The 23,867-nt window shown below is 35.3% G+C and carries 32 protein-coding genes and 2 pseudogenes; 16 read left to right on the forward strand and 18 right to left on the reverse strand.

Translation table 11 applies throughout. From position 1 onward, the window contains the following. The 6 genes and pseudogenes from NXS07_RS09120 to NXS07_RS09145 all read right to left on the reverse strand — a co-directional run. Nucleotides 1-698: pseudogene (locus NXS07_RS09120) on the reverse strand (hypothetical protein); the annotation flags it as partial. Nucleotides 699-833: 135 nt separating this feature from the next. Then, nucleotides 834-1,157, reverse strand: coding sequence for a hypothetical protein (locus NXS07_RS09125; RefSeq protein ID WP_258086576.1), 324 nt, complete (start codon nucleotides 1,155-1,157; stop codon nucleotides 834-836). 199 nt (nucleotides 1,158-1,356) lie between these two features. Continuing rightward, nucleotides 1,357-1,617, reverse strand: coding sequence for a helix-turn-helix transcriptional regulator (locus NXS07_RS09130; RefSeq protein ID WP_258086577.1), 261 nt, complete (start codon nucleotides 1,615-1,617; stop codon nucleotides 1,357-1,359). Nucleotides 1,618-2,207: 590 nt separating this feature from the next. Further along, on the reverse strand, nucleotides 2,208-2,468 hold the full coding sequence (locus NXS07_RS09135; RefSeq protein WP_258086578.1) for a helix-turn-helix transcriptional regulator: 261 nt from the start codon (nucleotides 2,466-2,468) through the stop codon (nucleotides 2,208-2,210). A 93-nt stretch (nucleotides 2,469-2,561) separates the two neighbouring features. Further along, nucleotides 2,562-2,924: a hypothetical protein gene (locus tag NXS07_RS09140; protein ID WP_258086579.1), complete on the reverse strand. Its 363-nt coding sequence runs from the start codon at nucleotides 2,922-2,924 to the stop codon at nucleotides 2,562-2,564. A 202-nt stretch (nucleotides 2,925-3,126) separates the two neighbouring features. Then, nucleotides 3,127-4,089, reverse strand: coding sequence for a replication initiation protein (locus NXS07_RS09145; protein ID WP_258086580.1), 963 nt, complete (start codon nucleotides 4,087-4,089; stop codon nucleotides 3,127-3,129). Nucleotides 4,090-4,908: 819 nt separating this feature from the next. Here NXS07_RS09145 and NXS07_RS09150 point away from each other — a divergent pair. The 8 genes from NXS07_RS09150 (at nucleotide 4,909) to NXS07_RS09185 (ending at nucleotide 9,998) form a co-directional block, all read left to right on the forward strand. Next, the gene (locus NXS07_RS09150; RefSeq protein ID WP_258086581.1) at nucleotides 4,909-5,172 is read left to right on the forward strand and encodes an antitoxin; all 264 of its coding nucleotides are present in this window, start codon (nucleotides 4,909-4,911) and stop codon (nucleotides 5,170-5,172) included. Further along, nucleotides 5,172-5,534: a type II toxin-antitoxin system PemK/MazF family toxin gene (locus tag NXS07_RS09155; RefSeq protein WP_258086582.1), complete on the forward strand. Its 363-nt coding sequence runs from the start codon at nucleotides 5,172-5,174 to the stop codon at nucleotides 5,532-5,534. Before NXS07_RS09150 ends, NXS07_RS09155 begins: the two co-directional genes overlap by 1 nt. Before the next feature lie 635 nt (nucleotides 5,535-6,169). Further along, nucleotides 6,170-7,360: a DUF3560 domain-containing protein gene (locus NXS07_RS09160; protein ID WP_258086583.1), complete on the forward strand. Its 1,191-nt coding sequence runs from the start codon at nucleotides 6,170-6,172 to the stop codon at nucleotides 7,358-7,360. 379 nt (nucleotides 7,361-7,739) lie between these two features. Continuing rightward, nucleotides 7,740-8,075 (forward strand): hypothetical protein, encoded by a 336-nt coding sequence (locus tag NXS07_RS09165; protein WP_258086584.1) that lies wholly within the window; start codon nucleotides 7,740-7,742, stop codon nucleotides 8,073-8,075. A 74-nt stretch (nucleotides 8,076-8,149) separates the two neighbouring features. Further along, nucleotides 8,150-8,383 carry a hypothetical protein gene (locus tag NXS07_RS09170; RefSeq protein WP_258086585.1) on the forward strand — a complete coding sequence of 78 codons (234 nt, stop codon included), beginning with the start codon at nucleotides 8,150-8,152 and terminating at the stop codon, nucleotides 8,381-8,383. A 63-nt stretch (nucleotides 8,384-8,446) separates the two neighbouring features. After that, on the forward strand, nucleotides 8,447-9,274 hold the full coding sequence (locus NXS07_RS09175; protein WP_258086586.1) for a ParB/RepB/Spo0J family partition protein: 828 nt from the start codon (nucleotides 8,447-8,449) through the stop codon (nucleotides 9,272-9,274). 56 nt (nucleotides 9,275-9,330) lie between these two features. Continuing rightward, entirely contained in the window at nucleotides 9,331-9,615 is a 285-nt protein-coding gene (locus NXS07_RS09180; protein ID WP_258086587.1) for a hypothetical protein, read from the forward strand. A 2-nt stretch (nucleotides 9,616-9,617) separates the two neighbouring features. Next, on the forward strand, nucleotides 9,618-9,998 hold the full coding sequence (locus tag NXS07_RS09185) for a hypothetical protein (RefSeq protein WP_258086588.1): 381 nt from the start codon (nucleotides 9,618-9,620) through the stop codon (nucleotides 9,996-9,998). Here the strand turns inward: NXS07_RS09185 and NXS07_RS09190 are convergent. Then, on the reverse strand, nucleotides 9,995-10,465 hold the full coding sequence (locus tag NXS07_RS09190) for a hypothetical protein (protein WP_258086589.1): 471 nt from the start codon (nucleotides 10,463-10,465) through the stop codon (nucleotides 9,995-9,997). The genes NXS07_RS09185 and NXS07_RS09190 overlap by 4 nt on opposite strands. A 359-nt stretch (nucleotides 10,466-10,824) precedes the next feature. Between NXS07_RS09190 and NXS07_RS09195 the strand changes: the two genes are divergently transcribed. The 4 genes from NXS07_RS09195 to NXS07_RS09210 all read left to right on the forward strand — a co-directional run bounded on the left by NXS07_RS09195 (nucleotide 10,825) and on the right by NXS07_RS09210 (nucleotide 12,365). After that, the gene (locus NXS07_RS09195; RefSeq protein WP_258086590.1) at nucleotides 10,825-11,028 is read left to right on the forward strand and encodes a hypothetical protein; all 204 of its coding nucleotides are present in this window, start codon (nucleotides 10,825-10,827) and stop codon (nucleotides 11,026-11,028) included. Nucleotides 11,029-11,094: 66 nt separating this feature from the next. Further along, a complete protein-coding gene (locus NXS07_RS09200) occupies nucleotides 11,095-11,292 on the forward strand; it encodes a hypothetical protein (protein WP_258086591.1) in 198 nt (65 codons plus the stop codon). A gap of 375 nt (nucleotides 11,293-11,667) precedes the next feature. Further along, nucleotides 11,668-11,979, forward strand: coding sequence for a hypothetical protein (locus NXS07_RS09205; protein ID WP_258086592.1), 312 nt, complete (start codon nucleotides 11,668-11,670; stop codon nucleotides 11,977-11,979). A gap of 65 nt (nucleotides 11,980-12,044) precedes the next feature. Next, nucleotides 12,045-12,365, forward strand: coding sequence for a hypothetical protein (locus NXS07_RS09210; protein ID WP_258086593.1), 321 nt, complete (start codon nucleotides 12,045-12,047; stop codon nucleotides 12,363-12,365). An 88-nt stretch (nucleotides 12,366-12,453) separates the two neighbouring features. Here the strand turns inward: NXS07_RS09210 and NXS07_RS09215 are convergent, their stop codons facing one another. Genes NXS07_RS09215 through NXS07_RS09225 form a run of 3 tightly spaced genes read right to left on the reverse strand, consistent with a single transcriptional unit; the run spans nucleotide 12,454 to nucleotide 14,329 of the window. After that, nucleotides 12,454-13,731, reverse strand: a complete 1,278-nt coding sequence (locus NXS07_RS09215) for a type I-E CRISPR-associated protein Cse1/CasA (RefSeq protein WP_258086594.1) — start codon at nucleotides 13,729-13,731, stop codon at nucleotides 12,454-12,456. A gap of 2 nt (nucleotides 13,732-13,733) precedes the next feature. Next, nucleotides 13,734-14,120 (reverse strand): helix-turn-helix domain-containing protein, encoded by a 387-nt coding sequence (locus tag NXS07_RS09220; RefSeq protein WP_258086595.1) that lies wholly within the window; start codon nucleotides 14,118-14,120, stop codon nucleotides 13,734-13,736. A 50-nt stretch (nucleotides 14,121-14,170) separates the two neighbouring features. Next, nucleotides 14,171-14,329 carry a hypothetical protein gene (locus NXS07_RS09225; protein WP_258086596.1) on the reverse strand — a complete coding sequence of 53 codons (159 nt, stop codon included), beginning with the start codon at nucleotides 14,327-14,329 and terminating at the stop codon, nucleotides 14,171-14,173. A 537-nt stretch (nucleotides 14,330-14,866) separates the two neighbouring features. Between NXS07_RS09225 and NXS07_RS09230 the strand changes: the two genes are divergently transcribed. Then, nucleotides 14,867-15,199, forward strand: a complete 333-nt coding sequence (locus NXS07_RS09230; RefSeq protein ID WP_258086597.1) for a type II toxin-antitoxin system RelE/ParE family toxin — start codon at nucleotides 14,867-14,869, stop codon at nucleotides 15,197-15,199. Continuing rightward, nucleotides 15,180-15,458, forward strand: a complete 279-nt coding sequence (locus NXS07_RS09235) for a helix-turn-helix domain-containing protein (protein ID WP_258086598.1) — start codon at nucleotides 15,180-15,182, stop codon at nucleotides 15,456-15,458. Before NXS07_RS09230 ends, NXS07_RS09235 begins: the two co-directional genes overlap by 20 nt. Nucleotides 15,459-15,589: 131 nt before the next feature. On the opposite strand, the pseudogene NXS07_RS21820 reads toward NXS07_RS09235, so the two are convergent. The 4 genes and pseudogenes from NXS07_RS21820 to NXS07_RS09250 form a co-directional block, all read right to left on the reverse strand. Beyond that, nucleotides 15,590-15,634 (reverse strand): annotated as a pseudogene (locus NXS07_RS21820) (hypothetical protein); the annotation flags it as partial. A 16-nt stretch (nucleotides 15,635-15,650) separates the two neighbouring features. Next, entirely contained in the window at nucleotides 15,651-16,247 is a 597-nt protein-coding gene (locus NXS07_RS09240; RefSeq protein ID WP_258086599.1) for a hypothetical protein, read from the reverse strand. 169 nt (nucleotides 16,248-16,416) lie between these two features. Next, on the reverse strand, nucleotides 16,417-17,142 hold the full coding sequence (locus tag NXS07_RS09245) for a transcriptional regulator (RefSeq protein ID WP_258086600.1): 726 nt from the start codon (nucleotides 17,140-17,142) through the stop codon (nucleotides 16,417-16,419). Nucleotides 17,143-17,144: 2 nt separating this feature from the next. After that, nucleotides 17,145-17,684: a hypothetical protein gene (locus NXS07_RS09250; RefSeq protein WP_258086601.1), complete on the reverse strand. Its 540-nt coding sequence runs from the start codon at nucleotides 17,682-17,684 to the stop codon at nucleotides 17,145-17,147. A 305-nt stretch (nucleotides 17,685-17,989) separates the two neighbouring features. On the opposite strand from NXS07_RS09250, the gene NXS07_RS09255 reads away from it, so the two are divergent. Both NXS07_RS09255 and NXS07_RS09260 read left to right on the forward strand, forming a co-directional pair. Beyond that, on the forward strand, nucleotides 17,990-18,346 hold the full coding sequence (locus tag NXS07_RS09255) for a plasmid mobilization protein (protein ID WP_258086602.1): 357 nt from the start codon (nucleotides 17,990-17,992) through the stop codon (nucleotides 18,344-18,346). Further along, nucleotides 18,336-21,875, forward strand: a complete 3,540-nt coding sequence (locus NXS07_RS09260; protein WP_258086603.1) for an LPD7 domain-containing protein — start codon at nucleotides 18,336-18,338, stop codon at nucleotides 21,873-21,875. The genes NXS07_RS09255 and NXS07_RS09260 overlap by 11 nt, the downstream gene beginning before the upstream one ends. Nucleotides 21,876-21,940: 65 nt before the next feature. Here the strand turns inward: NXS07_RS09260 and NXS07_RS09265 are convergent, their stop codons facing one another. The 4 genes from NXS07_RS09265 to NXS07_RS09280 form a co-directional block, all read right to left on the reverse strand. Next, nucleotides 21,941-22,141, reverse strand: coding sequence for a hypothetical protein (locus tag NXS07_RS09265; protein ID WP_258086604.1), 201 nt, complete (start codon nucleotides 22,139-22,141; stop codon nucleotides 21,941-21,943). A gap of 5 nt (nucleotides 22,142-22,146) precedes the next feature. Then, nucleotides 22,147-22,425, reverse strand: coding sequence for a hypothetical protein (locus NXS07_RS09270; protein ID WP_012368896.1), 279 nt, complete (start codon nucleotides 22,423-22,425; stop codon nucleotides 22,147-22,149). A gap of 65 nt (nucleotides 22,426-22,490) precedes the next feature. Further along, the gene (locus NXS07_RS09275; protein WP_258086605.1) at nucleotides 22,491-23,153 is read right to left on the reverse strand and encodes a nucleotide-binding protein; all 663 of its coding nucleotides are present in this window, start codon (nucleotides 23,151-23,153) and stop codon (nucleotides 22,491-22,493) included. Between the two features lie 445 nt (nucleotides 23,154-23,598). After that, a complete protein-coding gene (locus NXS07_RS09280) occupies nucleotides 23,599-23,802 on the reverse strand; it encodes a hypothetical protein (RefSeq protein WP_258086606.1) in 204 nt (67 codons plus the stop codon). Nucleotides 23,803-23,867: the final 65 nt, after the last annotated feature.

Raw genomic sequence — 23,867 nt, forward strand, 5'->3', positions numbered from 1 at the left:
TCGGTATCAATACGCCCATGCAGTTTATTGTCCTCGGCATCCCGTGCCGCCTGTTCGCTGGCAATCAGTTTATCGGTGCGGGTGTTGCTGTTAGTAATGGCCTGAGTGCGTGATCCCTGTTCGCCGGCAATTAACTGGTCAGTGCGGGTGTTGCTGTTAGTAATGGCCTGAGTGCGGGTTTGCTGTTCCGCGTTAATGCGGCTGTGTAATTGCGAATCAGCATTTTCCCTAGTTGATTTTTCACTATTAAACAAATTACTAGCGTGAGATTTTGAACTGGATTCACTATCTATCAGTTGTTTCAAATTTGTCGCATCAGTGTTTGCTGTTCCATTCGCAACATTTGTTAGAATTTTTTCAGAACCGGCTTTACCAAATGAAACAGAATTATCTCTATCCGTTTTTGATTCAAAACCAATAGCAATCGAATTTTCATGATCGACCTGTGCGTGATTGCCCAACGTAACTGATGCCTTCCCGAATGATTTAGCTTTCTCACCTATAGCGACAGCTTCCCAGCCTGGCGCCTCTGAATCAGCACCGAATGCTGTTCCAAACTCTCCAGTTGCCCTAGAATTTTCTCCAACTGCTGTACGTTTTCCGGAAAGTAAGCCATTTCTCCCGTCAAAGGCACTCGCAGATAATGAACAGGTGATCAATATCGATAAAACTGTTAAATTAAGCGGTGTAGTTTTCATATTAAATTTCTCTCATGAACTTATATGTAGCTGCTAACTGAACGTGTTGAAGCACATTCGTTAGAATTTCCATTAAATGAGTTCTCGTAATTTTTGTTAATTAACGGTTAGTCACATTGCCGTGTGACTAACCGTCTAACTTTCTTTTTGTTGCAACCAAAAGCACAACAATTTCAATTCTTCTGCTTTAGTACGTTCGTTTTTTTTCACTCTCTCCTCTAACCACAAATGGACGCTTAAAGGCAACTGTACTCCTGTCCATTTAATATTTTTAGTGTGTCCTTGATAGAGTTTTTCTTCTAATCCTGTTAAATCAGGGTCAAGTTTCATCAACTGAGCGACAATCACTTTAATTTCAGCGCGTTTTGCACGTACATTCATTTTGGCTCTTGGCTCTAGCCACAGATGAAAACTCACAGGGAAATCAATATTGATACTTTTCATATTTTCATTTTTCACAGACGGTTCACTTCCCAATCTCAATTTGATTTTGTCTATGATACTGAAAAACAAACCTTTGTCTGTCCCGCCAAACGATACATCAAAAAATGAGTAGAAATAAAAAAACCACCTAGAATCGGTGGTTTAATAAAAAATTTCTGGATTTTGTAATATTTTGTTACATTTTATTTAAGTAAATATAGAAAACCTTTCATCACTAAATAGCGATTATATTTCGAGCTAAAATACGAAGAACCACAACCCCCCTCAATTCTTGTAAAGAATCGCATTCAAGCTTTTCTTTCGCCCGTTTAAAATAAGTATCAATAGTGTCAGGAGCAACCCCTCGCTCCTTGGCAATGGCTTTTGTCGTCATTCCCATTAGGGAATTAAGGATTACTACTATTTTCTCTGTAGGACTTAATTCAGGAAAAAGTTGAGATAAAGCGTTAATACAGCTACGATCATACTCAGTCATGTTAACCTCGACTTAGGTTGATATGATTAGTTACGTGGGAGGGCGCAATCCTCTCACGTAACGTCAAAGAACCTGATTTTTCATTGTGTTAAACTAATTTGATTTTGTATATGTAGTTTCTTGGCTATTATAAATAGATTTCAATTTATCATTTTCAATTTTGAAAATTTTCTTATTCTGTTCAGATGGAATAACCAAAATACTGTTTATCATCTTGATTAAAAGATAAAATCATTTGGTCTTTATTTTCGGACTGATAAACTCCCACAAGTTCGCCATTATCCTCACCATCATTACAACCTACTAATGCCAATACTCCTAATAAAACCGCTGCAAATATTGATGCAGCGGTTTTTCAATATTGATACTTTTCACATTTTCATTTTTCACAGACGGTTCGCTTCCCAATCTCAATTTGATTTTGCCTATGATACTGAAAAACAAATCTTTGTCTGTCCCGCCAAACGGTACATCAAAAAATGAGTAGAAATAAAAAAACCACCTAGAATCGGTGGTTTAATAAAAAATTTTTAGATTTTATAATATTTTTATTACATTTCACTTAAGTAAATATAGAAAACCTTTCATCACTAAATAGCGGTTATATTTCGAGCTAAAATACGAAGAACCACAACCCCCCTAAATTCTTGTAAAGAATCGCATTCAAGCTTTTCTTTCGCCCGTTTAAAATAAGTATCAATAGTGTCAGGAGCAACCCCTCGCTCCTTGGCAATGGCTTTTGTCGTCATTCCCATTAGGGAATTAAGGATTACTACTATTTTCTCTGTAGGACTTAATTCAGGAAAAAGTTGAGATAAAGCGTTAATACAGCTACGATCATACTCAGTCATGTTAACCTCGACTTAGGTTGATATGATTAGTTACGTGGGAGGGCGCAATCCTCTCACGTAACGTCAAAGAACCTGATTTTTCATTGTGTTAAACTAATTTGATTTTGTATATGTAGTTTCTTGGCTATTATAAATAGATTTCAATTTATCATTTTCAATTTTGAAAATTTTCTTATTCTGTTCAGATGGAATAACCAAAAAATCATTTTCTCTTACAGAATAACCGACAAGGCTAGAATTTTTATATTGTGGCTTTGCATATTTATTTACTTTAGACAAATCAATATACTGTCGGTAATCAACTTTATACTGTTTATCATCTTGATTAAAAGATAAAATCATTTGGTCTTTATTTTCGGACTGATAAACCCCCGCAAGTTCGCCATTATCCCCACCATCATTACAACCTACTAATGCCAATACTCCTAATAAAACCGCTGCAATAAATTTTTTCATAAAAGCCTCTTTTTAAAAACGTTTTAAAATAATAAATATTAAATGACTTAGGTTATTAATGCAACTGATAAATCATTTTAAGTGAAATATTTTTCAACCCGAAATAACTAATTTACTTTCTTTGGTTAAGATGATTTTTGGTAACTCTGATTCTTTGGGTAAATATTTTTTGAGAAAGTTATAGAAAAATTATTTTCATCAATCATTGTTTTCCCCAAAAATTTTTATCAAATGGGTTGCCAATTATTTCATGCCAATTAATGACCTTTTCTAAATCAGGTTTACTTAAATTCAATTTACTATCATAAGCTCTTAATTTTAATAAGTAGTCTTTCATAATTTCAATGCACTTTCTAGCCCAATCACCCTCCCCTGCGCTCCCCTTTGTTACATGAGGTCTATTCGGCATTCTTGGACGTGCAGGTTTAATTTTATCTATTAACTTTTCTTCAATATAACAAAAAACTATAGATTCTACTTTTCGGTTAGACTTAATTTCATTATAAGTTACAGTTATTCCTGTTGCATTATTAATAATAGTTACGGCAGGCTCTATAACTCTTCTTTTAAATTCACCGTATTTAGGATATAGCCCCTCCATACCAAGAGACATTTTTACCCACTCCACACCTAATGGATTAGTACAAATTACTCCATTTTCCTTTTTATTTTTATTTAATAACTTGTATTTCATTAACCAACTATAAATTCTAAAGGCAACCGGAGAATCTAGTTTAACCATTTCTTCTAAATTAATTTGAGTAAACGATTCTTTCAGTTCATATAAATAATCTCTAACATCTTCTGAAAACTTAACAGTGACATCGCCATAAGCATCTCCAACCCCTTGGTTTATTCTTGTAAACCAATAAATAATATCTTTTTCGACTCGTTTTTTTTCTTCATTATATGAAAAAAGAACTACAGGTTTAGATGCTAATGATTCAACAACATTTCTAACTTGCTTATAACCAATTTCTTTTAAACCATAAATATCTATATATTCTTTTGCGTAGACGGTATAAAACCCCTCCGGCTGAGGTTTTTTACTATCAATTTTTGTTAAAATCAAATAGAGCCAACGAATTTCAGGTAAAGTTAAGCTATACGAACCATCAATCAAATCATTTGCTTGTGTAAAAACAATAGAATTTTTATTTTTCATTTCTTAATCCTTTTTCAATTTAACTAAAGTATAAATAAATTATTTATAGATGTACACATGTTTTTATTTGTACATACTTAATTGATAAATCTGTACATCTTTCATTAATGCCAAAAAGCTCATAAACCAAAGATTAAGATCGAGTTTTTTCAAAAAAAACCAATTAATGACTGATCACATTAATACAAAACAGTTAATAAAAGCATAAATCATTGAGTTTATTGCGATTTTCTATTTAGTCTATTTCTATGGATAAATAAAGTCATTCTGTGGATAAATAAAGTTATTCTGTTGATAAATAAAGTTATTCACAGAAAATCTGTACATCTTTATTGATAAATCTGTACATCTACTTTGATAAATCCGTACATCTTTACTGATAAATCTGTACATCTTAAAAATGAGTCATTGATAAATCTGTACATCTTTATTGATAAATCTGTACATCTTTATTGATAAATCTGTACATCTATGAGTTTATAACTTATTGATATACAAAAATTTAAATTTCATAAGAAAAGAAAGGAAAAGTAATATGTAGCATAGGAGTAAAGAATAAGAATTTAAAGAAAAAGAAAAAAACAATAATTAATACTTCCCTTTTTAGCTATTCAGTGACTCTGCTCCCATTACGATTAAGTGATATTACGCTTCCTCGCCCGTTCGCTCCCTACGGTCGGTCACTTGGCTGCGGCGAGCGTTGCGGGTTAAGAATTATTCATATCTTTGATATTTTAGGACTTATAAAAACAGTGTGACTTTATGTTACTTCTAGCTTAGAATGATATTAATCAATAGTGATTATTTTTTGGGGGCTTTATGTCAATAACAAAACTGAGACAACAAGGCGGGGCTGTCGTCATGACGATCCCTAGTGAGATTCTTGCTACAAAGGGCTGGTTAGTCGGAATGGTGATGAAGATTGATTCTTTTGGGGAAGCCATTAGCACAATGCCTTTAAAACGCATTCCTAGAGGTCGCAAGAGTGTTTCTGAAATATTATCGGACGTAGATACCGTAGAGATCCAAAAGCTCAATGAGCAATTAGGCGATCATTTGCCTGTTGGACGAGAGTTAATTTAATGGCGAAAAAAATCCCCGCTAAAGGTCAAATTTGGCATACAAACGGCGACCCTATTAGTGGTCGAGAATTTAAAGGGTCGCATTATTATCTGGTTATTTCAGACGAACAATTAAACAAAACGTTGGGAACGGCGATTTGCGTTCCCATTACTAGCACAGGACTGACCGCCCGCTCATCAGGAGTTACTGTGATACTTGATGGAGCAAGCACCGATAAGGGGATTGTAACGGGGTGTGCGTTATGTCACCAGTTACGCACACTTGATTTAGAAGCAAGAAACGCGAGTTATTCTTCAAACGTGACCCTTGAAATTCTGGATGAAGTCATTGGAAAGATTATCGATATTATCGACCCTACTTGATCAGCCAAGCTGAAAGATCTAATTCCGATCCTAAAGAGATCTAATTTTTAAACGCCCTCAAACGCCCTCTGTTGAATTATTTTGGTCTAATTCGTTGGATTGTATGTCTAAACAAAAAAATAGCTTAGAATCGATTACAAAAAGTTTTAGGGGGAATGTAAGAAAGTGTCGCCTGAACTACTCAAGATCAAGCACCTGCAACTATTAACCCGCAACGCTTGCCGCAGCCAAGTGACCGACCGTAGGGAGCGAACGGGCGAGGAAGCGTAATATCACTTAAATTATCGTTCTCGGTGATGTTTCCCTTATCTTTTGTCTCCGACCGTCAGACAATCGTATTGTGTTGCGTTCTGTGCCTGTTTGGTTCGCTCCGCTCACGGCTGACCAGCCCGGGGGGGTTCCCTGCTCTATTCAATCCCCCCTTTTTTATCGGCAAATCAACTAAGGGCGTTTTCCTTGGCTTTCGTGGGTTGCCTGACATGCCCTAAAGGGCATAAAAATAAATGAAAAAAAGCAAAATATTCAAGCATTAGATCAATCTAAACCTTGCACAATCACCCGAAAACGGGCATAATGTATTTATCGAAACGGGGAATGTTCCCTACCACTAAATGCCAATAGGCAGGAGTTTTAAAATGACTAAACATGAATTAGCTATGGAAGCATTAAACCGCGCTGAAAGTAATCATTCAGAAGCTAATTATGATGCTATTTTTGCGGGATTTATGGAGATGGAAATAAGCGAGGAAGATATTGAGCCGCGTGTTAATGTTTTTACGTTCCGTGCGTGGAAAGCCAAAGGTCGCGTAGTTAAAAAAGGTGAAAAAGGCGTTAAGGTAATTACCTATATTCTTGTTGATAAAAAAGAGGAAAATTCGGAAGAAACCAAAAAAGTGAAAGTGAAACGTCAAACTACTGTTTTTCATATTTCACAAACTAAACCTTTAGATGAACCAACAGAACCCAAAGATAAAACGGAAGATATCCCCCTCGAAGCGCAGGACGTTGATTTAGAGTCTCAAGAAAAGCCGCTTAACTGGTATGAAGAAAAGCAAGCCCGCCGCAAGGAGCGTTACCAAGAACTTGCAAAGAACGCAGCTATTCAAAGTAATGGAACTTATTCAAGAGCAAAAGAAATGGCATCAGTTATTCCTTTTGGTCAACCTATTTTAATCGGACACCATAGCGAAAAACGCGATAGAAATTACAGACAAAAAATTACAAATACTTTTGATAAATCATTTGAGCAAGCCAAAAAATCGGAGTATTACGAAAACAAAGCCGATTCCGTTGGTAAATCAGGTATATCCAGTGATGATCCTAATGCAATTGTAAAATTACAAGACAAATTAGCGCGGTTACAAAAAAGTCATGAAATCATGAAATCAGTAAATAAAATTGTTAAAAATAAAAAATTAACTGATGAACAAAAAATAATAAATATTGCAGAGTTAGGATTAAAAAAAGAAACGGCAGAAGAATTATTAAAAGGGGATTTTATAGGGCGTATTGGGTTTGCCTCTTATCGGCTTCAAAATAATAACTCTGAAATTAATAGAATTAAAAAAAGAATAGAAAGTTTATCAAAAAATAAAGATAAAACAGATGTGATTGAGGTTAACGAAAATTTCACTTTTAAACTGGATTATGAGATTAATCGGATCATGTTTATTTTTGAAGGAAAGCCCTCTTATGATATTAGAGAGATTTTAAAAGGAAATGGGTTTAATTGGAGTAAAACCAATAATGCTTGGATAAGAAAAACAACTTCTAATGCGCTTTATGCTGCTAAATCTGTCAAAGCGCAATTATTAAATTTATCGTAAACATTCAATAAGCCCTTAACGAGGGCTTTTTATTTATCTTGTGGTTTTCCTTTCTTTTGTCTCCGACCGTCAGACAATCGTATTGTGTTGCGTTCTGTGCCTGTTTGGTTCGCTCCGCTCACGGCTGACCAGCCCGGGGGGGTTCCCTGCTCTATTCAATCCCCCCTTTTTTATCGGCAAATCAACTAAGGGCGTTTTCCTTGGCTTTCGTGGGTTGCCTGACATGCCCTAAAGGGCATAAAAATAAATGAAAAAAAGCAAAATATTCAAGCATTAGATCAATCTAAACCTTGCACAATCACCCGAAAACGGGCATAATATATTTGTCGAAACGGGGAATGTTCCCTACCACTAAATGCCAATAGGCAGGAGATTTAAAATGTCAGTATCTAAATTAGTTTTTCGTAATGGTTCGGTTTCAGTGAATGATGTTTTAGCTTCATCTTGGGGTTACGAACAAACCAACGTGAATTTTTATCAGGTGATCGAGTTACACGGTAAAAAAACGGTCATTGTAAGAGAAATTAGTGCTAAAACGCGCAAAGATGGGAATATGTCAGGCTATAAAAAACCCGTATTAAATGACTTTATTGGTGAGCCACTTCGCCGTCAAGTGAAAGAGTATGATTCAGAGCCTTTGATTAAAATTGAAGATTTTGAACAAGCCAGACTAACTCCAGTAGACGAAGAACACTTTTTTAGCTCTTGGTACTAACTGATAATAACGCCCAGTAATGGGCGTTTATAAAAAACTAAGTCTAAGGGCAAACACAATAATAGGAGTGCAAATTGATTAACGTAAATGATGTAAAACCCAAAGATTTAGTTTTTTTTCAACAAACGCTAAAAAAATCAGATCAAGAAATAGCTGATCTGTTAGGCATTAGTGCTAAAACATGGGTAAATAAACGTTCTAGCACTCAAATAATTCGAAAACAATTATTAAGCCCTGCGGAATGTGAATATTTCCTATTGTTAACAGGTATTCACCCCAAATATAAGTTAAATACGAGCAAGAAATAATTAAAATGTTTTTAATTATTCATTGATAACCTTATTAGTCGCCAATAGGCGGGAGAAAATAAAATGACCGATAAAAAAGCAACTTCATTAGATCAGCTTTCACGTCTTGATAAAGAAGCTGTAAGATCAAGAAAAACCTTAATGCTTGATATTAAATTTCTTGAGTTGCCAAAAGAATTGAATATTCGTTATGCGGGTTTAGGTTATGATGAATATTGGGAACAACCTTATGTAAAAGAATATGTCTCTAAACTGGCAAAAGACTATGCTGATGGAGGGGTTTTCCCGCCTATCGTAGTGAAATTTGACGTTGATATCCAAAAAGCCGTTATTATTGATGGTGCTCATCGATACATGGCTATTAAAGAAGCTAACACAGAGTTAGGGGCTGAAATTATTCGCCATGCAGTAACAGACTCTAAAGGGGATGAAGCAAAAAACATCTTATTGATGATCAACACAGGTCAGCGTTTAGATGTGAGCGCGGTTGAGATTGCCGAGGGGTTAGCCCGTTTAGAGGCGTTCGGCTTCACGGTTGAAGAAATTGCGGGAAAAGTGGGTAAAACGGTTCAACATGTTTACTATATGAAAAAAGTAAATAACTTACCCATTGAAATCAAAAAACTGATACGCCAGAAAAAACTGACGGTTGCAAAAGCGTTATCCGGCGATAAACCGAAAAAATATACCCCGCCCAAGAAAACGGTTTCTAAAATTTTAGATATTGTGGCAGAAGCCCATCCAGAAATTAACGGGGAGTTGGTGAATGTGTCAATTCCGCTGGAACTCTACAAACAACTGTTTGATCCAAATATGGATATTAATAACGAGAGTCAAGAAGAGGAGAGTCAAGAAGAGGAGAGTCAAGAAGAGGAGAGTCAAGAAGAGTAATCTATCGTAAAGAGTGGCTATTAGCCGCTCTTTATTATTATATGAAAGGAAGTTTAATGATTTTAAATTATGAATTAATTTTTAGAAAAGTGAAAGGAAATACCTTTAGTGAGTGTTTTTCTGTTTTTCACAATAGTGAAAAATACAAGCTCGTCTTTCAGAAGTTCAAGCGAGATCAGGTTTCAAGAGAAGATAAGCTCAAGGGGATAAAGCCTAAACGAACTTTATTAATGGAAACTGAACATTATTTCACAAAACTTGAAAATATTGAGTTTTCATTACTGCCCTGCAAAGAACTCACGAAAGAATTTTGTGAGAAATTTAATTTATTTTGGAGATAAAAATGAAAAGAAATAATCAAACAATGATTAGTTTAGAATTCGATAAATTATTAAAATTGGTTTCTAATCGAAATAAAAAATGCGAGTCTGTTATTTGTTGTATATGGGCTTTTTTTTGTGGATTTTCTGGTTGGTGTATTTATTCATTCCCGGCAGAAGTCGCGGCATGTTTTGTGTTCATGTGTTTTCTTATGACTTTAGTTATTATGCTATTTGTTCATGCGTGTTTTACTAGCTTTGATTCTATAGCCGAATCTTTATATAAAAAATTATCCAGTGATGAGATCGCAGAAATTGAGTATTTTTCCATTTTAAAGCGATGTGATATAGACAATAATCTAATTATTGATTACGCCAATGAAAAATTAATACAAGGATATTAGGAAATGAACTTAATTAAGTTAGAAAAAATCGTAAATTTTACTTTTTCGATCATGGTTTTTGTTGTGGTTGGTCTATTATTAACGGATAAATACCTTTCGATTAGTCCTATCTTTTTCTTTGCCATGTATATATTGGCAGGGTTAAATATTTTTTTAGTAACCTTTAATCGTAAGGGTAAAGGGGTTTTACTTAAAATCAATCGGATTTTATCAATAATTCTCGCAGTCACGTTAACAATAGGACTCGGGTTGATTGTGTTTTTTTTCTTTATTTGAGCACGTAAAGTTATCCACGGCTTTAAAAAGTCGAGCAGGATTGCCGCACCCTTAAAAGTGCGGCAATCCGTAGCGCACGGGTAGCTGATAGCGTAGCGCAGGCGTACCCGCGATTTTTTAAGTGCGGTGGGTAACTTGGTATCACAAAAAATAAATTTGCTAATAGCTGGCCGTGCATTTTTCGTTGGCAAATAAAAAAAACAAGCCGCCTAAACGATTCTGAGCGGTTTAATCATTTAACGTGACGTTTCCCATATCTTTTGTCTCCGACCGTCAGACAATCGTGTTGTGTTGCGTTCTGTGCCTGTTTGGTTCGCTCCGCTCACGGCTGACCAGTGCGGGGGGGGTTCCCTGCTCTATTCAATCCCCCCTTTTTTATCGGCAAATCAACTAAGGGCGTTTTCTTGGCTTTCGTGGGTTGCCTTACATGCCCTAAAGGGCATAAAAAATCAAAAATAAACTTGCACTAACGCCCTAAAACGGGCATAATATATTTGTCGAAACGGGGAATGTTCCCTACCACTAAATGCCAATAGGCAGGAAAGTTAAAATGCAACCAACTATTATTATCAATATTCTATTCAATAAACCTAAAACGTTTATTTTTCACCTTAAAGCGTTAAATGTTCACAAAGAAATCGTTAACGTAGAAACAACTCTTATTCAGGTAAAAGACACTGAGCATCTTTTAAGTGAAATCAAACGTTATGAGGATTTGGGATATATAGAAATCGCGTGTAAAGAAATGATCTAAAAGAAAATAACCGCTAGAGGGCAATCTAGCGGTTATCACATCAACATAGTTAAATGAGGTTTAAATATGTCAAAAGAAATGTTATCACTGATTGATTGCGTTAAGCAAGGATTACCCGTCAAAATGCCAGCCATGACAGGGAAGGAGTTTAAGGCGTTTATGGCTGAAATCAACAATCATAACTCTGTGGCATTTCTTTATTCTGCCGTGTTATCTGCGTTGCTGTTTTTGTTGTGCTTCTCTAAAGAGTCAATTGTTTTTTAACAACTTTACTTAATTAAAGCCTATTCGTAGGCTTTTTTAAAAGGGTTTATCATGTCATAACTCACCGAATTACAATTATTTGACTTGCTAGAATACTTCACAGAATTGGCGAATGAGGGTTTTATCAAGTGGAGTGATTCGTTAGATACCCCTGCCCCTGAACTGTTTGATAGCATCGAGGGTTTACACTTGGGTTATTATGACCTGATTAATTTTTATTTTAAAGATGGTTATCCGGTCGGTTTTAGCGATGAATCACTATTATTAAAAATTCAAAAATTAATAGTTGCAATCACGCCCGTTATCGGGCATATTGTATTTATTGAAACGGGAAATATTCCTTACCACTAAATGCCAATAGGCAGGAAATTTAAAATGACAACACGTAATATTGAAATTGCAAACACAATTTTAGCTCAAATGGGAGGTAATTGTTTTATTGCCATGACAGGCGCAAAATATCTGGTAGCCATTGAAAATGGGTTGCAATTTAAACTTCCAGCGCGTTTTGCGGCAAAGGGCATTAACTGCGTCCAAATCACCCTCGAACCGTCCGACACCTATAAAATGAAATTTTTAAAAATCAGAGGGATAGAGTGTAAGGAAATATCCGAAATTCAAGGGGTTTTTTTCGACCAGCTTCAAGAATTTTTCACAGAAAAAACAGGGTTAAATTCCTATTTATAAGATATAATAGGGCTATCACAAGATATGTTAGTGTAAATAAAAATTAATATTTCTAAGGGGTTATTATGAAACAGTTACCGTATAGTGAAAAGGTAATTATTACAAATCTAATAGATTCTATATTATCTAACAAAGAATTAGCGATTTGCGTCCGTGACGAAGAATATGTTGCAGTAAAAACTACGAGAAACAAAGAAAAAATATTATCAGCAATTGGTGATACTGAATTAACAATTTTGAAAGTTAAACGGTTAACTGGAAATAAAATAGAAAAAAATTTTCCAGAAGTTGATGAACTAGGTTATATTCTACTTGTACATGGTAATGGTGGTGAGGTTATTAGTGATTACACAGAATCACTTCGTGGAATGTTTGGTTTATCCTAACAAATTATTGCTTGCCAGTCTCACCACCTCCTATGGAAGTGGTGATTATTCCTTTTACACTATCGCCTTTCAGAAGTTCAAGCGCGATCTAATCACTTGATATTAAATCTGCTAAATCATCAAGCGTCAGCCCAAATTCATATAGCAATGATATGGCTTTTTCTTGATTTATCTGTTTTAGTCGCTGCCGCTTAAATTCTCTTGCTAGCCTAATTTTATTTATTCTTTTTATTTCTGATTGATAGTGTTCAAAAATTTTCATTTTTTTCATAAATTGTAGTGGATTACCATTCTGATTAGGAGAATTAGGACAGTACATATCCAATACATTGAGGCTGGAGCGAAATTCGTTATAATTACAGTGCAAAATATTATCAGAAATATTATGGTAAACTTCTCCAGCAAGAGTGGATTTAAAATCTGGATTGAAGCCGCCTGTATTCATTTTTAAAACTGCTTCTACACAGAGTTTAATCGGAGTCCATTCAAATTTTTCTCTTAATTTGAATTTATGAGATGATAATTTTCTTAACTTGGCTTTTTCATAAAATATATTGAGTGCAATGATGTTGTCACCAATCGTAGCATTGATAGATATCACTTCTGGCGGTATGGCTTGATAACTGCTTCTTGAACACCCATCGATAATACTAATTTCAGGTAATTCAGGAGAAACCATGAAACGTTTACTATTTATTGTTCGTGCATTGTATGGTGTGAGTTCATAAATTGGTTTTTCACTCTCTGGTTTGCCTTTTTGCCAGAAATGAGTAATGACATGAGTGTTTTTTCCACATATTGAGCACTCTCCATGAGAACGACTTGATGAATCCAGCCAATAGTAGTTTGGAATGGAGAAATAAATTGAGGTATCTGCACTATCAGATGTATTGCTTTTTATGGTTTCTCCCAGCGTCTCTTTTTCAATAAAATATGTTACGGTGTTGAAATACATACCAGGGCGGAGTCCTGTCCCTCCCGGGCTAACAAATTGAGTTTTAGTATATAGTGCAATTGCGGCACATGGTTCACACATTTGTTGACAATTATTCCGTTTGACGAAATGGTCAGTATTTTTTTTAATGGCGCTTTCACTAGGTGAGTCTAGTAACAATAAATCTATATTTTTTAGAGTCCCTTCTTGTGCTTTTGGATCTTGCACAAACCGTTCTATACCATTTAAGACCGTATAGAATTTATACGGATATTTTTTAACCCCGATCATTAGCAATAAAAAAGCGTAGTGAAATTCAAATCGGCTGAACGCCAGATGTGAGAGAGGTAAATTCATTGCCTCATCGATTGTGATGCGGGTAAATCCGCCGTTCTGCATTACAGGAATCCATTTATCATTCAACAAATCCATAGTTACTCCTGAACGTATTTTTTGGCTATTTGGTGTAAATCAGAGAGGTAGGTTTCCTCATGAATTGAATTATTTATGGCATCAAATGCGCCTTTTCTATAATGCTCATCCTCGTAGGTGTACTGAGAAACTATAGATTCAATGACGTCGGTAGTGACATCATCACCTGAGATGAAGCCAGATTTAGCGAGCGCTATCGCCTCGTTTATTTCACGCTGTTTTTTCTCTAGTGCCTCGATTAATCGATATGTCATAGGGGGACGCGAATCACCAGATACATAGCGTCTAACTGCGCGAGACTCTACTCCCAAAAGGCGAGACATAGGAGATTGCCATTGTTTACCAAAAACTTTTTCACCAATTACAATTAATTTTTCTCGGTTATCCATGAATTAATCTCCATAAAAAAAAGCCCCGCTTATGCAAGGCTTTATGTTATTTAAACCCGATATTTTTCTACGATGGCATTAGCGCTTTCATCGTCTTCAGCATTGCGATACAGATCTTCGATTATTTCGTCTTCGCGCTCGATATCAATAGCATTAATCCAGCCGCAGTTAGTTAAATAGGTTTTAGCATCATTGGTTGAATTAAACATATTTGAATCCTCTAGTGGTTTGTTTATCGGTCGGGTCAATTCCCTTACCGTAACTACAGTATAAAATGACCTAATTATTAGGTCAATAAAGATTACTAAATAATCTGTTATTTTTATCACAAACTCTCAACACCCCATGCCATCAGTTATCCACGGCTTTATGATTTTTCTCTTATCTTTTTGTCTCCGACCATCTGACTATCTCGTTGTGTTGCGTTCTGCGCCCGTTGGGTTCATGGTTAGGAAATTGAATCTCTGAGGGTTATATTCCCCGCCCCTTGGGGCGAACTACCCTGTAGTTGACTATTGGTTTTGATACCCCGCTGCTTGCGGCGGGGTTGTTCATTCATTTATTTTAAGCTCTCTATAAGATTCTTCTTCTTTTTTTATAAACTCATTTAAAAAACAATAGAAATCATTTGGATTATCCTTGTGTGCTTTATATGAAAAAATAAGAGCGTTTTTTACTCAAATAATTTGCATTTTGATACATATTTGTATTATAATGCAAATACAAGAAAGGAGGGGAAGGGAAAAATGACCTATACCGTATTTTATCACCCAGAGGCTGAGATTGAAGCAGCAGAACTGCCATTTAATATCAAAGTTAAATACGATAAGGTGGTCGAAAAGTTAGAAGCAGATCCAACTAAGTTAAGAGAGCCACATACAAAATCGTTAGGTGATGGTCTTTTTGAGCTGCGAACAATGGGAACGGATATTGCGCGAGGGATTTGGGTCTATCAATCAGGTCGCAACATAGTTATTTTAAGAGTTTTTATTAAAAAAACACAAAAAGTCTCACGGCATGATATCGAATTGGCTAAGTCCAGATTAAAGGAGTTGCTTAATGAAACTAAAAACGCATAGAGAACTACACGAAGAATGGGTGAAAGATCCAGAATACCGCGCAGCATACGAAGAAGAAACCAGAAAAGAGCGATTACAAGAAACCTTGCAACAATGGCGGGAACATGCAGGATTAACCCGTCAGGAAATCGCTAAAATTATGGGGGTTAATCCTTCAACCGTAAGCCGGATGGAATCTAACGTTGACAAGGCCAGTATCAGTACATTAGCGCGTTATGCAAAGGCGTGTGGTGTTGAACATCCCATTATTATGTTATAGGAAATTTGAAAGGGATTAGTCCCGTTTTACTTTTCGGGCGCAAAGTAAAACGGGACTTTTGTGGTCAAGATCGTACTTCGCCTGTAGCACTGGAGGGGCAACGATAGAAACGCTTATTAACGTTTACTCGCTTAATTTTTCCGCTTAATTTTTCCGCTTGATGAAATTGGAGCGTTAACGACGCGTTCAAAATCACAGTGTGTACCAAACTAAAATCTGAGAGCCTATAACAATCACAGCAGCGCCTACAATCAAAATCCAATTAGCTTGTCGGTTGGTTTCCTTAATCGTTTTTACGCCCTCAGAAAACACCTTATCTTTAGCTTCTCTGAGTTCTTTTTCAAACACATGAACGTTATCACGCATTGATTGTGCGATAGTGTTTAGTGCCATACTGTTAATAGTTTCGACTTTAATTTGTAAAGCATCAACCTCTTGATTTACTTGTTCGCGGGTTTCTGTTAACACATCACGAAAAAGCGCAACTTGCTGATCGAGGTTTTGAGGTAAATCCCCAATTGCGCCATGAATGGCATCAAGTTTTTTTGATAATTCATCAATAGAGACTTTGATTTGTTTTGCTACCCGATCATCAATTGTTTCCGGCAGGTCATTTGAAAGGCTTTTTAATTGCTTTTCTAACTCATAACTCTGTTCTAATAAGCCATTCATAAAAAAGGCGCGTAGCTCGGGGTTTTCTTGTAATGCATCCAATGCTCTTGCCATATTTAACCCTTTTAATGGGGATTCTTTATTGTCGATAACATTGTTACTTTCAATTTCAGACATAATTTAATCCTTTTTTTAAACCTAAGATAAACAAAATAAATAATAACCCGTTAATGTTTCCATACATATTCCCTCATGAATCCCATTGTCGAATCCATGAATATATTTATGGGGTTGGGTTATTTCTGATTCAGACTAATAAGGGCGCGAGCGTTACACGCCCTTTTTATTAAAATAATTTTAATTCTAATGAATCAAAAATATCTTGAAGATTCGATTGATAACTATCAAATCCCATTCGATAAAATTGTAGAAGTTGGAATTTAGATTTTTCTTTCGCATCTTTAGCTTCGGTAATCTGCTGTTTTAACGATTCCATATCTACACTTTTAATAAAACCATATTCAATATTGGCTTTTTTCAGTGTTTCAAACAGCGTAGTGTTATTGATGCCAATTAGCGGAATTTCAGAATAAAAAGAATAACCATATTCTTTTAAATCGTCACTGCAAATCAGCGTTTCAAATTGTTTTAATAAATCTTTTTTTACATTTAAGCGGTTAAAAACCACTTTGATTTTTTCTGGATTAACACCAATATCAATTAATGTTTTAATTGTCGTGATGGTATCACGCTGCTGTTTTTCATCAGGCGTAACGGGAACAATAAACCAATCAATAAAAGAATGCGAACCCACAAATTCATTTTCGAGCTTATAGTTAAATACTTCAACGTTTGAAGCCCCAACATCAACTAAAACATTTTCAGAGGATAAAATGGATTGGAAAATCTCATCAAACAGATCAGCTCCTAATTTTTCACCTGTGCTTTCCCCATCATCATTAAGGGTTTCAACACGGATCACATCAATACCGTCTAAACGAGGAACGAGCATATTTTGACAGATGGTAGTTTTTCCGACATTACCGCTGTTATTCATTACGATGATTTTCATATTCACGAATCCTTTTTCAATATATGTGAAAATTCTTTTTGCATATTTTCTTTATCGATAGATTGACAATGATTTTTAATCTTACTTTCAACTATCGATCTATCTTGAAAAGTCATTACGCCTAACGATTTTAATGTTTCCAAATCGATATCGTATTTATCTATAAGATTTAATGAAATTCGGTTAAGATTTTTAAAATTCTTAAACGAATCTGATTTTTTGTTTTCGACATTATCACCTTTTTGAAGTGGTTCTGTCGATGGCTTTTTTTCTTCAATACTACTTTTTTCTTTTATAAGTGTATTTTTTGATTTTAATGTTTTATTAATGGCGCTTTTCTTCGATGCCCGATAAAACATATTAGTTAAAAAACTTTCTTTAATTTGTAAACTTGTATTTTGATTAATGAAGTTAGTCACTGCACTCCATCCATACAAATCTTTAGATAACACTAAATCTTCATAATATAAATCGATACACTTTTGAATTGACTTAAATCGATTCTCTGATATCGCTTTGCATAAAGCATCTAGTTCTTTCATTTTTTCACCTCTATAAGAGGATATCACGTTAAAAATAATAGTCAACGTAACAATGCTTTAAATATGCTTTAAATATGCTTTAACTATGCTTTTTTTCATGGTTAATGCTTTGTTTTTGCATTATATATGCTTTAAAAATGCTTTATTAATAACAACTAAATTCTGACAGTGATAATTACAGGCACGAGGGCGATGTATACATTAAGCTAAAGCTTCATGTATAATCGACGTGCTTAGGGGGAAAGTCCCCCTAATACCCCCGCGAAGCGGCTTTAATTGGAAATTAAAGGAGTCTCTACGAGCCTATGAAAGAATCAAAAATAGAAAGAAAAAACATGGTGTCGTTTAGATTAACTGATGAAGAGTACGCACCATTTAAAGAAATCATTGAAAAAATGGATGTCAGCAAGAGTGAGTTTTTTCGCATGATGGTACTTGGTCAGGTTGAGGCAATTCCAAAGCTTCAAACCCGAAAACCGCCAGAGTATGACCGCATTCTCTTTTTAGTGAATAAAACGAGCAACAACGTTAATCAGATTGCCAAACAAATTAACATTGCTTACAAAGAAAACACCGTGACCGAAAAACAGTTAACCGATTGGTATCGCAAATTGAGTATCATTACTGACAACTTAACGATAGGGATAGAACGTGTTAAGTAGAATTGGCGGTGGTAATAGTGGGATAGTTTATTACCTTGAAACAGGTCAAAAGCAAGGTCGTGAACTTGGGCGTGATGATTTAGACTATCGTTTATGTTTAGATGGGAACATCGAGCAATTAGATCATGTTATTGAAAGCATTCCAGATAAAGGACAAGAACGCTATTTACACATTTCACTTTCTTTTCATGAAAGCCAAGTAAATGAAGAAACACTAAAAGCCGTTTGCGAAGAATACAAAACGCTTTTAATGAATGCTTACGATAAAGACGAATATTGTTTTTATGCCGAAGCACACATTCCGAAAGTAAAAAATGTTGTCGATGAAAAAACGGGATTATTAATAGAAAGAAAGCCCCATATTCATATTGTGATCCCCGAAAAAAATTTATTAACAGGAAAACATTTAAATCCTAGAGGTCGTGGTGAATTCAATATTAAAAGCCTTGATGCCATTCAAGAGCATATTAATAGTAAATTCAATTTAGCCAGTCCCAAAGATGGAGTTAGAGTAAGCGATCAGAACCATGCTAATGTATTATCCCGTATGAAAGGGGATTTGTTTAGTGAAGCTAAATCCGAGCTTAAACAAACGTTAATTTCTGACATTGAAAGTAAAAGCATTAAGACAGAAAAAGATTTTTTGACTCATTTATCGCAATATGGGGAGGTGAAAACCTATAATCAAGGTAAATCAAATCAATATTATGGGGTTAAATTACCAGATGAAAGCAAGTTTACTCGATTAAAAATCCCATTATTTTCAAAACAATTTATTGAAACGCGGACTATTCCTTTAATCAAGCCAACTCCAAAGCAAATTGAAAAAGATTTAAACGAATGGTGCAATAAAACCAGTCATGAAATAAAACATATTCATCCCGCAGGGGAAAGGTTGCGTAAAACCTACGCGAAATCAAGCGATCTTCAAAAAGCAGATATGCTTTTAACGTTAAGGAATCAATACAATGAGCGACACCAAATTGAACGAGAACCCAGAGAAAACCTTCATGGACAATTACAGCCCGGGAGAAATCCGCAGCGAGGTTTTACACATCATATCCAAAGAACTCAATCCCGATCCGCGCCGGAGCGATTGTCATCTTTGCAAGAACGCAACATGGTTTACGAGCTACGAGGATTCGGGCAGCGCAAAACCGGACAATCTAACCCTGTATTGTCACCTAATGAACGTGGTGTTATTAAAAACGAACAAGATAGACAATATCATCGTAGCGGAATGCGACGGACATCGAATTCAAGAGGACGAGGAAGAATAACAAATCCAATTCAGCAATCATTAATGAAATTGGAAAATAAACCCTCTGAAAATGATTTAACGTTAATGCGAGAAATCAGACAAACGATAAATCCTGAACGGTTTTTATCGTATTGCGTCAGTAAATATAATATTGACCCTGCATTGCATAAAGTGACGTTTGCAAAAGATAACAGCCCTCGATTTTGCGTTAGTAAACTAAATTTAAATGCGAGTGATTTTCTCACAAAACATTTAGGTTTATCGTGGGAAGATGCTAAAATAGACTTATTAACGGTTAATGAATCTCAACAAAAAAATGAACCTTTCTTATCGGTTTTATCACGACCTCCATTAAATCGTGAGCAAGCAAAAGAAAGGTCTATTTCACGAGAAACCGCGAAAAAAACATTAAACGTTTTTTACCGTGATGAAAAGAAAGCGTTGGAATTTGAATATCGAAAAGAATTGAAATCCATTTTTTCAATAAAAGATGTTCAAAAAAAAGAAGTTGAACGCGGCTTTTTAATGTTTAATCATTTAAAAGACATTGAAGCTTTAAATAAAATCACGCAGGAAAAACGCAGTGTTGTTAATGCGATTCATAATCACTGGAATCCAAGTGATTTAGAACAGAAATTATTACTTGATAAAATGTTAACTGAAAGAGGAAATTACATGACCAATAAAATTATGAATGCTGATACTGATTTTAGTTTTGAAAAAGCAGTCACTCGCAAAAAACAATTTAATGAATTTGAAGAGCAAGTGAATTCAGGTAAAAAACTTACTGATTTAGTGGCATATAAAAAAGATAAGGAAGTCCAATATCTTGATCAAAAGACCAAACAAATGGTTTTTAAAGACACAGGTTCACATGTTGAAGCGAAAGGAACAATCAGTAAAAATGAAGCCGCAATGATGCTGGAATACGCCAAAAAAAAATATGGCGGTGCATTACGTTTATCAGGCAGTGACGCTTTTAAAGAAACCCTCGCGCTTGCTGCTGCTGAAAAAGGCATGAATATTATTTTCACACCTGAAAAATATCATGAAATGATGTTAAAAGAGGTTGAACGCCTTAAAGAAATACAAAAACAGCAAAATACAAGTGATTTTAAAGAGCAAGATTCAAATACCATTAAAGAAAATACTAACATTAAAGTTGATTATCAGGTTAAATCTGAAAAAGAATCCGTTATTGAAAGTCCGCATGAAATCACAGTTGATAATACCCCTAAAAATACGTTATCTACGTTAGAAATGGAACCTGTTCATATCCCTGAAAGAAAAAATAATGACCTTTCAGTTATGGCAAATAATGATGTACGAGCTTACGAGCAGAATAAGATTGCTGCTTATGAAATCATGTTTAAATCTCAACATAGCCCTGAATACGCTCAAGCATTAAAATCAGTGGGTGTTGATAAAGATACAATGCAAAACATTGAATTAATGGGTAGGCCAAGTCAAATCCCTGAGCAAGCGCGATTAGACATTGAAAACAAAGTGAAAGCAATGGACTTTAACGTGTCTAAGTCTGATCTCGAAGCAATGGCAGCGCGTGATTTAAAGGCGGTAGAAAATCATAAAGTCACTGCTTATGAAGTTATGCTTAAAATTGATTCTAATCCCGAATACGCTCAAGCATTATCGAAAATTGCGCCTAACGACGAGTTTATGAAAACAATTGAAATAATGGCTAAATACTATCCAATGCCAGAGCAAGCAAAAAACAGTATTGAAGCCAAGCTTAAAGAGCAAGGATTTAATATTAATCCGAAACCAGAACAACAAAAACCAGCTACAGAAACGGCAACCATTGACGGAAAGAAATTCAATAAACTTATTGTTGTTCCAGTACAGAAAAACGATGGATTTGAAAGTAAAACGGAATTTAAGGTTGCCTTTAAACAAGATGATAAGATGGTCACTCAATTAAAAGATGTGACTGAAAGTGATTTAAATCGTATGGGAATTGATACTAAAAATCTTGATATGCGAAAAATTGAGCCAGTATCGATTAATATCACTAAATTAGCCAATCCACAGGTTGAATCACCGCTTAAACATGCTGAAAAACAACTTAACACGCATGTTGACCACATGAAATCAAAAACGTGGTCACGTAGCGAATTTGACGAACTGAAAGAGCAACGTGGTAAACTGGATTCGAATGTTGAAAAGGCTAAATCTCAACATGCACCAGAACAAGCCCAACAGAACGAACAGAAGAAATCTCAAGAGCAAAATAAAGGGCGTAGTTTATAACCCCGAAATCCCTGACTAGGTGTGTCCTAGTCAGGGATTTAAATTCTTAAAATTACATTTTCGATTCACAGCAACAACTCAGATTTGTTAATCATTTCATAATCATGATATTCACAAATTAAGACTTTTTTACCATCAAAAACCGTGGTTAAACCGTGTCTTGATATGTTATTAGGCAGCTCACTTATATAAATTTCGGCATCATCAGGGCATTCATTAAGCGCATCTTTAAGTTCTCTAACTGTTTTGAATTTGTGCTCAAGCATTGTAGTTACCTCATTACTTCTATTAAAAACTTAGCTTTATCGCTAGGTGATAGCGATTCAAAGGCAAGCAGTGAAGCCCGTAAAATGTTAATACGTTTCTTGCCTAGTCCGTTAGTTAGCCTGTCTAATCGTTCTAAGGTATCTTCATCCATGCGAAAACCTACCATGATAGATTCTGTTTTTTTTGTCGGTTTTTTATCACCTTGGGCGATAAAATCATTAACCGTCTTACTTTCTGACTGTTCAATCGCTGGCGCGTGTTTTTTTAATTTATTTATATCCATAATCCACCTCAATATCGAGTTAATCATTGATTAATCAATGATTTTCAATGGTTTTCAATGGTTTTTTAGCTATCTTGAATGGAATCAATGAGTTCAGCGAATAAAAGCTCTAATTGTGCTTTTGCTGACCCTACATTTTTTCCTTTAAGCTCATGCACTCCCAGCCCTTCATTTATGGCTTTTTCAAAAGCCTTTAAGTTTGATATGCGTGTTTTGAATGGAGATAAAAGCAGGGGATCATCGTTAAGATATTGTGTGATTTTTACTGCATCATTATTAAATGGTGAAGTAGGGCAACGATTAAGTAAAGCAAAGGCTTTTAGCTTTGTGTTTTCCTTTTTAGCTTCGTTCACAATGGATGATAATTTATTCAGTGTAACAACTTCTAACATGGATGTCGGGCTTACTGGAGCTATAAATACATCTGCAACAAGTAATGCACTGCGAAGCTCAACGCTATCATGTCCGGCAGTGTCTACCAATATTACATCTGTTACCCCGTGCAATTTGTTAATTTCTTTATGTGTATTGCTTCCGTAACAAGTCATAATTGGAATATCAGGAACGGGCTGTTCTCGTCGTAAACTTTGCCATGTATTCAAATCTTCGTTTTTGTCTGTTCGCACTAATGCGACAGACGCAGTTTTTTGTTGCAACATTACTGCTGAGTTTGCCGTAATTGTTGTTTTTCCTACACCACCTTTATCTGATCCAAAAACTATAATCATTTTCCTACCTCTCATTGATGTTTATCATTGATTAATCAAAGGCTAGCAGAAGTGATTAATCAATGGATATCACGTAACGATAATCTTTGATTAACCATATCAAGATAATCATAGATTATCAATAATGATTAATCAAAAGATAACAAAATATGTTAATCTTTGACTAATCATGCGTGTAACTCAACTTATCAAGCGTTGGGTGAAAAAAAGCGGTGAAGTATAATTTTGTTAAAAAGTTTCTTAATTGTTGCAAATTTAACAAAAAACAAACGGTGGTATTTTGTCTGGATTGCTGACAGAAAACTTCTGATTTTGGCGGGTAGGGCGTGTGTGTGACAGGTATTGTGTATTACCCGCCCCGATTTTTCCTATTTAGCTTGCGATCTGGATGTAAATTCACTGGGGCAAGGTGTGGTCATTATATATATGTATGATGTAACTAATATTAGTCTAGTAACCCACTAACAGCAGATCTGTACCGTTCAATCTTCCCTTTGTACTCGTCACGTTCCCGCTCAATTTGACGTAAGGCACTACGCAACTTGTCGATCTCTTTAAGATGCGGCTCATAGGCCATCAGTGCCTTTAATAACGTTTGTGACGCTCTCTTATCACCGACCAGAACCGACCACAGCCAGAGCTTTTTCATGCTCTGGCAGAGTCCTAACAGTTAATGTACCCATGAAATTTCCTTGATAGTATTTAATCGCTCGA

Source organism: Xenorhabdus bovienii, assembly GCF_024721015.1.
GTDB lineage: Bacteria > Pseudomonadota > Gammaproteobacteria > Enterobacterales > Enterobacteriaceae > Xenorhabdus > Xenorhabdus bovienii.